Consider the following 13,809-nt stretch of genomic DNA (forward strand, 5'->3'; position numbering starts at 1 on the left):
AACGAAATAAAGAGGAGCGATGTTTATGAATACAGGAGACTTAGCGTGGGTATTGATTTCAGCAGCACTGGTATGGTTAATGACGCCAGGATTGGCACTTTTCTATGGTGGATTAGGTGAGAAACGTAATCTGTTGCATACAATGTTTGTACCAGTTTTGATTATTGGTATTGCCTCAATAGTTTGGTTTGCTGTGGGTTATTCTTTGGCATTTGGTGGTGAAGGAACTGTTATTGGTAATTTAAACCATGTATTTTTGACGGATGTATCCTTTACAAAATCAACAAAAGGGTTAACGATTCCAGATGGTGCTTTTGCACTGTTCCAAGGTATGTTTCCGATCATTACAGCAGCAATTATTACGGGATCAATTATTGGACGTGTTCGTATTAAAGCTATGATTGTTTTCATGATTTTATGGTTGATCGTTATTTATACGCCGCTAGCACATATGGTTTGGGGTGGTGGTTTCTTAGCACAATTTGGTGCAATTGATTTTGCTGGTGGTACTGTTGTTCACATTTCAAGTGGTGTGACTGGTCTTGTACTAGCTTTGCTTATTGGACACAGACATAACGACAAACATATACCAGTTCGTCCCTCATATGTGTTGATTGGTGGTGCATTATTGTGGGTTGGCTGGTTTGGATTTAACTCAGGGTCTGCATTAGCGGCCAATGGTACAGCCGTATTGGCTTTAGTGAACACATGGTTAGCATCATCAGCAAGCGTCCTAACATGGGGCGTAGTAGAGTATAAAATGCGTGGACGTGCGACGCTAAGTGGTATCACTAGTGCGGGTGTCGCTGGGTTAGTCGTTATCACACCTGCTGCCGGATTTGTAGCGCCTTGGGCAGCTGTAGTAATGGGATTAATTGGTGGATTAGTTGGTTTTGCTGGTATTACTTTTGTCAAGAATAGTTTTGGTTATGATGATACCCTAGATGCTTTTGGTATCCATGGTATCGGTGGTGCAGTAGGTGCAATTTTGACAGGTATTTTCGCTGATAAAAGTGTTGATGGTGTTGCGGGTTTGGTTAACGGTGATGTATCATTACTCGGCAAGCAACTAGTCGCCATTTTATTTACAGTTGTATTCGTAACAATTGGGACACTGATATTAGCCAAGATTACGGCAGTGATTGCAGCACCCTTACGTTTAACTGAAGAAGAAGAGGAAAAGGGATATGATGCTATTATGCATGATTTAATAGTTGAATGACGGGCATATGCCCTTTTTTTGTGTTAAAATTAGAAGAAATAATAATAAAGGGGATTTGCAATTTGTCAGCACAAATACAGCAAATTTTTACATTTGAAAATTCAGAACAGCAAACAAACCTGATTGGTGCCAATGACAGCTTTTTGAATTTAATTGAAGAAGGTTTAAACGTACAGTTACATGCACGTGGTGACCAAATGACAATCGCTGGTGATGAGAACAATGTTCAACTTGCTAACGCCGTTTTACGTGAACTAACAGGGTTAATTAAGCATCAAATTAATATTTCATCCACAGATGTTGTCAGTGCTGTAACGATGGCACAACGTGGGACATTAGAATATTTTAGTGATTTATATTCTGAAACTTTAATTCGTGATAACAAGGGCCGGGCAGTTCGTGTCAAAAATTTTGGTCAACGGCAATATGTGCAATCAATTCGTAAAAGTGATGTTACTTTCGGTATCGGTCCTGCTGGAACAGGTAAAACTTATTTGGCTGTTGTTATGGCCATTTCATCACTCAAACGCGGGGAAGTCGAACGTATCATCATTACACGTCCAGCTGTTGAAGCGGGAGAGTCTTTAGGGTTTTTACCAGGTGATTTAAAAGAAAAAGTTGATCCTTATTTACGGCCAATTTATGACGCAATGAATGCTATTATTGGATCTGAACAAACACAACGATTAATGGATCGTGGGGTCATTGAAATTGCACCATTAGCGTATATGCGTGGTCGAACACTTGATGACGCTTTCATTATTTTAGATGAAGCACAAAATACCACAAATCAACAGATGAAAATGTTTTTAACGCGTTTAGGTTTTAGTTCAAAAATGATTGTTAACGGTGATATATCACAGATTGATTTGCCTCGTGGTGCTAAGTCAGGCTTAATCGCTGCACAGCGTATTTTAAAAGAGGTTAATCGTATTTCGTTTGTTAACTTTAGCAGTGATGATGTCGTACGGCACCCGGTTGTTGGCCTCATCGTCAATGCTTACGAGGCTGCTGAACAAAAACTAGCAGCCCTAAAAAAGGAGCAAAATAGTTAATGGATTTAGCAATCATTGATCAAACAAAAAAAGGTGTAACACCATATCATCGTGATTTAGTTCATTCAGTGTTGAATTTTGCTGGAACGGCCTTAGATTTACCTGAAAATACAGAAATGTCCGTGACGTTTGTTAATAATGATGAAATTCAACGTTATAATCAAGAATATCGTGGTGTAGATAAAGTAACAGATGTGATTAGTTTTGCTATTGAGGAAGGAGAGGATGATTTTGCTAACCTTCCTGATAATAGTTGGGCTGATGAAATTGCTAAAAATATTGGTGATATTATCGTTTCAGTCGATGTCATTAGCTCTCAAGCAGAGTATCTTGAACATAGTTATGAACGTGAGCTTGGTTTTTTAGTTGTACACGGTTTTTTGCATCTAAATGGCTATGATCATATGTTAGGTGACCAAGAAGAGAAAGAAATGTTTGATTTACAACGGAAGATTTTAAATGATTATGGCCTCACGAGATAATGAAAAAACAAAATTAGAAGGTGTTCCAGCGAGTGAAAAACATCAAACAACTCGTAACAGCAATTTTTTAAAAGCTATGCGTAACTCGCTAAATGGTATTTGGATGATTTTAGTACGCGAACGTAATATGCGTATCCACATTGTACTAGCATTTCTGATTCTGGTTGCTGGTTTGCATTACGGTATATACCGTGCAGATTGGTTGTGGGTTACGATGGCTGTATTTATTGTTATTTTCAGTGAATTTTTGAATACAATCATTGAAGCTGTAGTGGATTTAGTTGTCGAAAAAAAGTATCATCCACTAGCTAAATTGGCAAAAGATGTTGCGGCTGGGGCAGTATTAGTGGCTGTTGGTGTTGAAATTGTGATTTTGTTATTGATTTTTCAACCCTATGTTTGGCGACAATTTGGTATTGTAACTAATTTTTCGGACTTATTACATCAGTTTCAGAGATAGTGTGGAAAATTATTTTTAGAATTAGGAGAAAGTCGGCCTAGGCGCCGCAAATATTATGACAGAAACCCCATTTAAATCAGGATTCGTTGCCATTATTGGTCGTCCCAATGTTGGCAAATCTACGCTATTGAACCGAATTGTTGGTGAAAAAATCGCCATCATGTCGGACAAAGCTCAGACAACACGAAATAAAATTCAAGGTATTTATACAACTGATAATGCACAGGTTGTTTTCATTGATACGCCAGGTGTTCATAAGCCACAGAATTCATTAGGTGATTTTATGGTGAAGTCAGCTTTTTCTGCTTTACATGAAGCAGATGCGATTTGGTTTATCGCTGATGCTTCTATGCCACGTGGGCGTGGCGATGATTTTATTATTGATCGACTAAAAGATGTTAAAAATACACCAATTTATTTGTTAATCAATAAAGTTGATTTAGTGTCACCACAAGATTTATTAACAATTATTGCTAGTTATCAAGAAGATGCAATTGATTGGACGGAAGTCTTTCCTATATCTGCACGTGAAGGTGATAATGTGCCTGAGCTATTAGATAATATTGTCGATAGCTTAGACGAAGGCCCACAATATTTTGATGCTGATCAATTAACAGATCATCCAGAGCGTTTTGTGATTGGTGAATTAATTCGTGAAAAAGTATTACAATTGACACGACAAGAGGTGCCGCATTCTGTTGCTGTGGTAATTGACAAAATTGCGCGTGAAAACGAAGAAAAAATTCATATACAGGCTTCAATAATTGTAGAACGTCCGACACAAAAAAACATTATCATTGGTAAACAAGGTACAATGATAAAAGAAATTGGAACACGTGCACGTAAAGACATTGAAAGCTTAATGGGTGATAAGGTATTTCTCGAAACATGGGTTAAAGTAGAACCACGTTGGCGTGATCGACCACAAGCACTACAAACATTAGGTTATCGTTCAGAAGACTATTAATACTGCAGTTGTTAACACCAGTGTGTTTGTAAATCAATATTATTAAAAGTTCTTATGTATTATTCTGATTTGCAATTTTTGAGTGATTCAAATGACTAGGAGTTTTTGCTGAAATCAGTTCATCTTGGTGCGTTTGATTTATGAGATAGCTGCTTGTGGTAATCGGTTTATAATTGCAAACCATTCAACGGTATTAATGGCGATTCTTGATATTGAATTAATTCAGGTTTTTAAAACGAATTATGATGATAATGATATTGTGCAACTATGACGCCAATTTTTAGGCAATTCGTATCAGTTTATGCATTATTTATTAGAGTGACTAATGACAGTAATTACAGGAATTGTACTATATACACGACAATATAAAGATAATGATTTGTTGGTTCGCATACTTACTGAAACACGTGGGTTGTGGACTTTTTTGGCGCGTGGTGCAAAAAAGCCAAAATCGCATCTTGCAGCAGGTGTGCAACCTTATAATTTGATTACGTTCGAAGGGGCATTTCCAGCTCGTGAAAGCGGCTTAGGATATATAAATGATGTTCAAAGAGCAACAATATATCCTCGTTTAGTTGAAGATATTGAAGCCAATGCCTATGCGGCTCTCATTGCCAGCCTGATTAACGCCACCTTTGAGGAAGGTGACCAAATTACGCGTTGGTATAATCAGCTTTTGTTAGCACTTCAAAAATTAGATGACGGCTTGGATCCACAAATTATTGCTAACATATTTGAAATTCAATTATTAGTACCTTTAGGCGTTGCGCCTAATTGGAAAGCAGATCCATTAAGCGGTCAAGTAGACGGTAGCTTTGATTATTCCGAAAAGTATAATGGTATTCTTTCAGAGAATCATTACAGTTTGGATGATCATCGTTTAATGTTAGACCAAAAAACAATATTCTATTTACGCCAATTTAGTGTGATTGATTTTAGACAAGTACATGAAATAAAGGTGTCAGCAGCCACAAAACGAGGATTACAACGTGTGATTGATTATATTTATGATAATCAAGTTGGATTAAAACCACGTGCTAAAACCTTTATTGAGCAGATGCATTCATGGCAAAATACACTCATTAATTTTAGACAAAAGGGGAACGCAAAGAATGACAATTAAAAAAATATTGGTTTTGCATACTGGTGGCACAATTTCAATGCATGAAGATGAAGATGGTGATGTGGAAACAGGCACAGAAAATCCATTAAATGGTGCTACTGTTCAACTACCTGATGCAGAATTAACTGTTGAAAGTATTTTTAATTTGCCGAGTGAACATATTGGACCACGGCATATGTTGCAATTACAGCAACGTATTTTGAAAACAAAAAACAGTTTTGATGGTGTTGTGATTACACATGGTACGGATACATTAGAAGAGACGGCATTTTTTTTGGATAGTACCTTATCAGTTGACTTTCCTATTGTGATTACAGGCGCTATGCGATCATCTAATGAATTGGGATCTGACGGACTTTATAATTATCAATCAGCTTTACGTGTTGCAGCGGATAAGAATTCGCGACACCGTGGTGTGATGGTTGTCATGAACGATGAAATTCATGCTGCACGATTTGTTACTAAAACGCATACCACAAACGTTGCTACTTTTGGATCACCAATCAGTGGGACGATGGGGTTACTGACAAAACGCCGTATAATCTTTTTTTATCAGTTAGCGCCACGACAAGTTTTCCCAATAACATCTGTTGATCAAAATATTCCAGTATTGGAAGCATATGCTGGAATGGATGGGCAGCTCTTAGAATTATTAGCCGCGGCAAATGTTGATGGTGTCATTATCAAGGCTTTTGGGGCGGGTAATTTATCTAAAGAGGCTGCAAATGGTGTCTCGTTACTCCTATCACAACACATTCCAGTTATAATTGTTTCTCGTAGTTTTAATGGCGTTGCTGAGCCGGTTTATGATTATCTTGGCGGCGGGGTTCAGTTGGAAAAAGCTGGTGCTATCTTTGTGACAAGTATTAATGGACCAAAAGCACGTTTGAAATTGATGATTGGTTTATCAAATCATTTAAATCATGTTGACTTGCATACATATTTACGCAATTCATGATTACTCATCATAAAAAAGCTGAGATTGTCCTAGACAATCTCAGCTTTTTCAATGTTATACCATTTTAAAAATATTATCATAAATTGCTTTAACTGCACGTTCAGCTAAATCGGGTTGGATACCTAACATAATAGAAATTTCACTAGCACCTTGGTTAACCATCTGTAGGCTAATATCGTGTTCTTTTAGGGGTGTGACAATATCTGTTAATGCACCAATTCGATTACGCATACCTTCACCGACGACCATGATGATACCATAACTAGGTAGCCATTTTAAAGTATCAGGTTTAATCGTTGCTGCAATATCTTCTAACATACCATCAACTTGTTCTTGCGTTAACAAAGTTTTGTCAAAAATAATTGTCAAATCATCAATTCCAGATGGCATATGTTCATAAGAAATATTGTGCTTCTTTAAAATTTCTAGAATACGTAATGTGAAGCCTACTTCTTTATTTAATAGGTAGCGGTGCAAATACAAAGCCGAAAATCGATTTGAATTTGCAATACCAGTGACTGGGCGTGTTTGTTGTACTTCGGTGGGTGGCACAATGAAAGTACCAGGTGCTTCGGGGTCATTTGTATTTTTAATATTAATCCGAATACCACCTTGAATGGCAGGTATGATTGCTTCATCATGAAATACAGCAAACCCAGCATACGATAATTCACGCATTTCATCATAAGTCATTTGTTTAATAGCCGCGGGATTTTCAATAATGCTTGGGTTAACAGCATATATCGCACTAACGTCTGTAAAGTTTTCATACAAATCGGCACTTAGTCCACGTGCCATAATTGCACCAGTAATATCTGATCCACCACGCGAAAAAGTTGCTATGTCGCCATTTTCAGTGTAGCCAAAGAAACCCGGAACAATTAATCTTTCGCTGGTACTTAAATCTAATTCAGCAATGGTGTTATAAGATTTTGTATCAAAAGTGGCGGAACGGGCATTATCATCAACACGTAAGCCAATTTCCTTGGGGTCAACAAAACGTGCAGGTACACCTAAATGAGTGAAAACTTTAGCGATTAATTGTGCATTAAGATACTCACCATGGGCTGCAAACGCTGCAAAAAGATAGTCAAACGAACGGTAATGTTTACGCGCAAGATGATCAATTTGTTCATCAATATCAGCTAATTCATAGGCAGGTAAGTCAAAATGATTACCAATAGCATGATAACGGTCTTTAATCGTTTCAATGATGTCTGTTGCATCGGTGTCTTCAATAGTGGCTTTAGCATATGTCAACAGTAAATCCGTGACTTTAGTATCATCTTTAAAACGTTTTCCTGGTGCAGAAACAACGATAACTTTTCTTGTATCATCTGCTTTAATAATGTCAAATACACATTGTAATTGATGGCCATCGGCGAGTGAGGATCCACCAAATTTTGATACTTTCATGTTTATGATCTTCTTTCTGTAGTAATACTTAATCCTTGAAAATCAGGTTCAAGTTGCAAAATTTTACCGGGTAAATTTGCTGCTGATAGTGCGTCAATCAATTGCTGGGTATCTTTTTTAGGTGTAACAGTGATAATTGTAGGACCAGCGCCCGATAGATAGGTACCAATTATATCTAGGTGATGTGCAATATCACGAATAGTAGATAATTCAGGGACTAAATGTTGGCGAGCTGTCTCATGGAATAGATCTTTTTCTATCAGTTCACGAGCTGTATTAAAATCATCGACATTGAGTGCTGCGATTAATGTATTACTAATTGCACTAGCTGCAGTACTCGTTTTGAATGGTAAGTTTGCTGGTAAAGCTTTGCGTGCATCGGACGTCATGAGCTTATAATTTGGAATAAATGTGACAAAATTAACATTTTGGGGTAAATGTAAGGGTGCATGATAGACACGAGAGCCATCATAATAAGCTGATACACCGCCACCAAATAATGCCGGGGCAACATTATCAGGATGACCTTCTAATGCAGTGGCATGCTCCAATAGCTCCTCGTTGTCTATATTTAAATGTGCCAATGCTTTAGCCATCGCTAAACCAGCTAATAGTGCTGATGAAGATGAACCAAGCCCGCGTGCGAGAGGAATATCTGAGCTGACACGAATACGATGAGGCGGTAAATCTGGGACCAATGATAAGGCAGTTTTGACAATAAAATTCGTCTCATCTTGTGGCATATCTTCTTGATAGTCATGTTCAACCAACCATTGGTCTGTTACTTCATAAATATTTAAAGTTAAATAGAGATTTAAGGCGACACCTAGTGAGTCAAATCCAGGACCAATATTTGCTGTAGTAGCTGGAACAGTTATTTTAATCATGAAAATATTTTATACTCCGCGGCTAAATTTATACCATCAGCATTTCGAATCGTTGTACGAATCACATTTAATTGTGCATCACTTGCTGGGTGAGTTAATGCAACAAGACGAGCTGTCCCATTTGCAGCAGGTGTTTGTTTTAAGTCAGTGAAACTAATTTTTGCTGCAGCGAACATACCGGTTACTGAATACATTGCGCCAGGTGTATCGTCAACTTCAACAACAATAAAACGTCGCGCAACCCGTTGTGAAGGTTTTGCTAAATTCAGGTCTTGGTTAAAGGAATTAAATGGTCGTCCAGGTGTGTTTAATGCAAGGTCAGTTGCCACATTAGTTAAGTCGCTAAGGACGGAATTAGCTGTTGGCATCTCACCAGCTCCAGGACCGTACAACATGACCTCACCGACAGATTCGCCATTAACCAATACGGCGTTATTTTCATTATTCACAGTTGCCAATGGATGTGTAAAGGGGACTAGATGAGGAGCAACTTCAATACTGATGGCTTCTTTGGTATCGCCAACACGTTGTGCAACACCCAGGAGCTTGACAGCGTAACCGAAACTATTAGCGTCAGCAATGTCTGTGTCAGTTAGATTGGCAATGCCATTTATCGTCAGGTCACCTAAGACTGGCTGAATACCAAAGGCAAAGTTCGATAGAATAATTAATTTAAAGGCAGCATCGAAGCCTTCAACATCGTTAGTTGGATCAGATTCGGCAAACCCTTTATCCTGAGCCAATTTCAAAGCTTCAGCATAGGATAAGTTATTGATTGCCATTTGTGTCAAAATAAAGTTACTCGTACCATTAATAATACCAGCCACACGTGATATTTCATCAGCTGTAAAACTTGAAGCTAATGTGCGTAAAATAGGAATACCACCAGCAACTGCGGCCTCAAAGAACAAATCGACACCGTTTGCTTCTGCAATAGCAACTAACTCTTGTCCGTGACTAGCAATTAAGTCTTTATTGGCAGTAACAACATGTTTTTTAGCATTTAGTGCGCGTTTAATAATGTCGTACGCCTGATCTAATGTCCCCATCACTTCAACCACAATCTGAATATCATCATTGTCTAAAATATCTGATGCATTATCTGTGATTGGAAAGTCTTGTGTAAATCCATGACGGGGTTTATTAAGATTGTGCACCACTGCGTGCTTAACAGTTAAGCGGGAACCTGTCCTTTTGGTTATTTGGTCCATATTTTCTTGTAAAATTTTGACGACACCACTGCCGACCGTACCTAAGCCGAAAAGCCCAATTCCAATGTCCATATTTTCTTCCTTTAAACAGTTATTCTTACAATTCTATCATTTTACTTCATAAATTTAAAGTTTTTTGTTATAATTTAACTCAATAATATAAAAGGATGTGGCATACAATGAATTATGTGTCAACACGTGGCCAAGCGCCAAGAGTTACAGCAAGCCAGGCAATTTTGGCAGGTATCGCACCAGATGGTGGGTTATATGTACCAGAATCATGGCCAACACTGGATTTAGATTGGTCAGCTTTACAAAACCAAACATATAGCGATATTGCAACGCAAGTTTTTGATGCCTTTTTTGATGATTTTAGTGTTTCTGAAATTGATTATGTTATTCAGAAAGCATATGGTAAACAATGGGCGACTGAGAATGTCGTATCATTGCATGATGAAGAAAATTTAACTTATATTGAATTATTTCATGGACCAACGTTGGCTTTTAAAGATGTTGCTTTGCAGATATTGCCACATTTAATGACGACAGCAGCTAAAAAGCAATCCCAAAACGAAAAAATTGTTATTTTAACGGCTACCTCTGGTGATACGGGAACTGCTGCTATGAGTGGTTTTGGCAATGTCGACCAAACGGAAATTGTGGTCTTCTATCCTGAAGTTGGTGTCAGTGATGTACAACGTCAGCAAATGCAAACAGAAGCTGCTACTAATGCGCATGTGATTGCTATAACTGGTAATTTTGATGATGCTCAAAAAGCTGTTAAATCATTATTATCAGATGAGAAATTGATAAAAGAATTACAACAACATCATCAGCGTTTTTCATCAGCTAATTCAATCAATATTGGGCGATTAGTGCCACAAATTGTTTATTATTTGTATGCTTACGCGCAATTAATCAAAAAAGGCACCATTCAAGCTGGTGATGCGATTAATATTACTGTACCAACAGGGAATTTTGGAAATGTACTGGCTGCATACTATGCTAGCCAAATTGGATTGCCAGTCAAAGAATTTATTGTGGCTTCCAATGAAAATAATGTGCTAACTGATTTTTTTGAAACTGGTACTTACGATCGTGACCGTGCGTTTAAAGTAACCAATGCACCAGCAATGGATATTTTAGTTTCAAGTAATTTGGAGCGCTTGTTGTATTTTGTTAGTGGGCGTAATAGTGAAGAAGTGAACCAATATATGACATCGTTAGCAAATGATGGTAAATATACTTTGACGTCCGCAACCAGAGCGAATTTAGATAAGTTTACCGTTGGGTTTGCGACACAGACTCAAGTGCTAGAGACAATTAGACGTGTGGCGCAGGAAGAAAACTACATTATTGATCCACATACAGCAGTTGGGCGTTATGTTTATGATCAACTAAAGCCAACTGGTACAACTTTATTGGCAGCAACAGCAAGTCCTTATAAATTTCCACAAACTGTGTTGGAGGCACTTAACCAAGTCCCAGATACTGGAAAAGCAGGGTTGAAACAATTGTCTGATGTCACACAGACTGACATACCAGCTCAAGTTGCGGATTTATTTGCTCAACCAATTTTGCATAAGACTATCATTGATCCAGAACAAATATCTCGAACATTGCGTCAAGAAATGCTATAAAGACGAACAATATTAAGATATTTCTCTCGATATTTAGTATTTATCTTAATTATTGGACGCCATTAACTCTTGAAATACGTTATAATTAAGTTACCATCTATTAGGAGAAAAATATGTCATTTAAAACACTTGATCCGCAAGTTTGGAGCGCAATTCAGCAGGAAAGTGCTCGTCAAAATCGTACTATTGAGTTAATTGCATCTGAAAACTTCGCTTCCCGAAGTGTTCGTGCAGCTCAAGGCTCTGTTTTAACAAATAAGTATGCAGAAGGGTATCCTAACAAACGTTATTATGGGGGTACGGAATACGTTGACGTTGTTGAACAATTGGCAATTGACCGTTTGAAGATGTTATTTGGAGCTGAATATGCCAATGTTCAACCACATTCAGGTTCGCAAGCTAATGCTGCAGCATATATGGCATTTTTGAAACCTGGCGATCGCATATTAGGTATGGATTTAGCTGCTGGTGGTCATTTAACACATGGAGCCAAAGTGTCATTTTCTGGTCAAGTTTATGAATCACATACGTATGGTTTGGATCCAGAAACTGAACTATTAGATTATGAAGCAATTGCTCAAATAGCACGTGAAGTTAAACCACAAATGATTGTGGCGGGCGCATCAGCCTATTCACGCACGATTGATTTTACTAAATTCCGCGCGATTGCAGATGAAGTAGGCGCATATTTAATGGTTGATATGGCTCATATTGCTGGTTTAGTTGCGGCAGGGTTACATCCTAATCCAGTTGGCGTAGCTGATGTGGTGACGTCGACTACGCACAAAACACTGCGTGGACCACGTGGTGGTATTATTTTGTCGCAAGAAAAATACGCAAAAAAAATCAATTCAGCTATTTTCCCTGGTTCACAAGGCGGACCTTTAGAACATGTGATTGCAGGTAAGGCAATTTCTTTTGGTGAAGCACTCCAACCAGAATTTAAAACATATGCAGCTCAAATTATTAAAAATGCGCAAGCAATGACTGATGTTTTCAATGAAACTTCGGATATTCGTGTTGTTGCTGGCGGTACTGATAATCATCTATTTAATTTGGATTTGACGCAAACAAGCTTGAACGGTAAACAAACACAAGAGTTGTTAGATAGTGTATCCATTACAACCAATAAAGAAGCTTTGCCAAATGAAAAGTTGAGTCCATTTGTAACTTCTGGTATCCGTATTGGTACAGCGGCAATAACAACACGCGGCTTCAACGAAACTGAATCTCGACAGGTAGCCGAATTAATTGTGACAGCTATTCATAATGTTAATGATGCCAAAGTTTTGCATGAAGTTAAACAAGCTGCAGAAAAATTGGCAATGGCACATTTGTTTGAGTAATTAGTACAATGAATTTATTCGAAAACATAAAATATGGACGATAAAGTAAAATTACGGCAGCAACAAAAACAACGTTTAGCTGACTATAGAGGACTAGAACGTCTGGAAGAAGAAAAAAATTTACAGGAGTTACTATTCCAATCAAATCAGTGGCAGATGGCTAAAGTTGTCGCATTAACGCTTAGCTTGCCAGCTGAATTCAATACTGCGCCCATTATTCAACGTGCTTGGCAGGACAAAAAGCAAGTAGTTGTTCCTAAAATTGTGGCAAATCAGATGTTTTTTGTTCTTATTACACCAGACTCAACTTATAAGTCAGGTATGATGTCAATTCTAGAACCAGTTAATGATGTACCATTTGATAAACAAGCCATTGATTTAGCTATTATTCCAGGTCTTGCATTTACACGTACTGGGTATCGTTTAGGTTATGGTGCAGGATACTTTGATCGATTTTTGAGTGACTTTCATGGCAAAACAATTGCTTTAGCTATGAAACCTCAGTTGGTCGATGATTTGCCAATTGAACCACATGATGAGCAAGTTGAATATATTTTAAATTCAAATATGGCAGTCATAATGGATTTTTGGCGCGGCTATCTAAAACAAGAATCATTATCACTAGACACACCGTTACCTGTTTTTGACATGTTTGGAAATGAGACATTGGCTGATGAATTAGCCACATTAATTGCCAATGGTACAAAAACGGCTACTGCTAGCTGGTATGACGGTTATTTAATTGATAATGAACCAATCCCAGTTAAAAATAGTTACTTTATTGTGTTAAACAGCAAAAAATCACCAGTTGCCATTATCCAAAATACAGATGTAACGATTGCTAGTTTTGACGAGGTCAACTCGGAACACGCTTATCTAGAAGGTGAGGGTGATCGTTCATTAAATTATTGGCGCACAGTACATCAAAATTTTTGGGAATCAGAGTTAGCGATGTATGATGTGACATTTAATGAGAAAATAAAAGTAGTATTGGAACGATTTAAAGTTGTGTATCAATAGTAATAGAAAATCAGATTTTGAA

13 protein-coding genes are annotated in these 13,809 nt (G+C 37.8%); 10 read left to right on the top strand and 3 right to left on the bottom strand.

What is annotated here, in order from left to right:
* The first annotated feature begins 25 nt into the window (after positions 1-25).
* The 7 genes from HNQ98_RS01415 (at position 26) to HNQ98_RS01445 (ending at position 6,267) form a co-directional block, all read left to right on the top strand.
* On the top strand, positions 26-1,222 hold the full coding sequence (locus tag HNQ98_RS01415) for an ammonium transporter (RefSeq protein ID WP_184284891.1): 1,197 nt from the start codon (positions 26-28) through the stop codon (positions 1,220-1,222).
* 62 nt (positions 1,223-1,284) lie between these two features.
* A complete protein-coding gene (locus tag HNQ98_RS01420; protein WP_014974425.1) occupies positions 1,285-2,277 on the top strand; it encodes a PhoH family protein in 993 nt (330 codons plus the stop codon).
* A complete protein-coding gene (gene ybeY / locus HNQ98_RS01425; protein WP_135197478.1) occupies positions 2,277-2,759 on the top strand; it encodes an rRNA maturation RNase YbeY in 483 nt (160 codons plus the stop codon). Before HNQ98_RS01420 ends, ybeY begins: the two co-directional genes overlap by 1 nt.
* On the top strand, positions 2,743-3,219 hold the full coding sequence (locus HNQ98_RS01430) for a diacylglycerol kinase family protein (RefSeq protein WP_041773218.1): 477 nt from the start codon (positions 2,743-2,745) through the stop codon (positions 3,217-3,219). Before ybeY ends, HNQ98_RS01430 begins: the two co-directional genes overlap by 17 nt.
* A 55-nt stretch (positions 3,220-3,274) precedes the next feature.
* The gene (era, locus tag HNQ98_RS01435; protein WP_135198148.1) at positions 3,275-4,186 is read left to right on the top strand and encodes a GTPase Era; all 912 of its coding nucleotides are present in this window, start codon (positions 3,275-3,277) and stop codon (positions 4,184-4,186) included.
* A 325-nt stretch (positions 4,187-4,511) separates the two neighbouring features.
* Entirely contained in the window at positions 4,512-5,309 is a 798-nt protein-coding gene (gene recO, locus HNQ98_RS01440) for a DNA repair protein RecO (RefSeq protein WP_135197475.1), read from the top strand.
* Positions 5,299-6,267, top strand: coding sequence for an asparaginase (locus HNQ98_RS01445; protein ID WP_221429571.1), 969 nt, complete (start codon positions 5,299-5,301; stop codon positions 6,265-6,267). The genes recO and HNQ98_RS01445 overlap by 11 nt, the downstream gene beginning before the upstream one ends.
* A 54-nt stretch (positions 6,268-6,321) precedes the next feature.
* On the opposite strand, the gene HNQ98_RS01450 is transcribed toward HNQ98_RS01445, so the two are convergent.
* Genes HNQ98_RS01450 through HNQ98_RS01460 form a run of 3 tightly spaced genes read right to left on the bottom strand, consistent with a single transcriptional unit; the run spans position 6,322 to position 9,853 of the window.
* Positions 6,322-7,683, bottom strand: a complete 1,362-nt coding sequence (locus tag HNQ98_RS01450) for an aspartate kinase (protein ID WP_135197474.1) — start codon at positions 7,681-7,683, stop codon at positions 6,322-6,324.
* A 2-nt stretch (positions 7,684-7,685) separates the two neighbouring features.
* Positions 7,686-8,570 (bottom strand): homoserine kinase, encoded by an 885-nt coding sequence (gene thrB, locus HNQ98_RS01455; RefSeq protein WP_135197473.1) that lies wholly within the window; start codon positions 8,568-8,570, stop codon positions 7,686-7,688.
* Positions 8,567-9,853, bottom strand: coding sequence for a homoserine dehydrogenase (locus HNQ98_RS01460; RefSeq protein WP_014974416.1), 1,287 nt, complete (start codon positions 9,851-9,853; stop codon positions 8,567-8,569). Before HNQ98_RS01460 ends, thrB begins: the two co-directional genes overlap by 4 nt.
* A gap of 107 nt (positions 9,854-9,960) precedes the next feature.
* Between HNQ98_RS01460 and thrC the strand changes: the two genes are divergently transcribed.
* From thrC to HNQ98_RS01475, 3 genes are all read left to right on the top strand, one after another.
* Positions 9,961-11,421 carry a threonine synthase gene (thrC, locus tag HNQ98_RS01465; protein WP_135197472.1) on the top strand — a complete coding sequence of 487 codons (1,461 nt, stop codon included), beginning with the start codon at positions 9,961-9,963 and terminating at the stop codon, positions 11,419-11,421.
* A 113-nt stretch (positions 11,422-11,534) separates the two neighbouring features.
* A complete protein-coding gene (glyA, locus tag HNQ98_RS01470) occupies positions 11,535-12,767 on the top strand; it encodes a serine hydroxymethyltransferase (protein ID WP_014974414.1) in 1,233 nt (410 codons plus the stop codon).
* Positions 12,768-12,800: 33 nt separating this feature from the next.
* Complete coding sequence (locus tag HNQ98_RS01475; RefSeq protein ID WP_135197471.1) at positions 12,801-13,787, top strand: 5-formyltetrahydrofolate cyclo-ligase; 987 nt, start codon at positions 12,801-12,803, stop codon at positions 13,785-13,787.
* The last annotated feature ends 22 nt before the right edge of the window (positions 13,788-13,809 follow it).

It is taken from the genome of Leuconostoc carnosum, from assembly GCF_014207505.1.
Lineage (GTDB): Bacteria > Bacillota > Bacilli > Lactobacillales > Lactobacillaceae > Leuconostoc > Leuconostoc carnosum.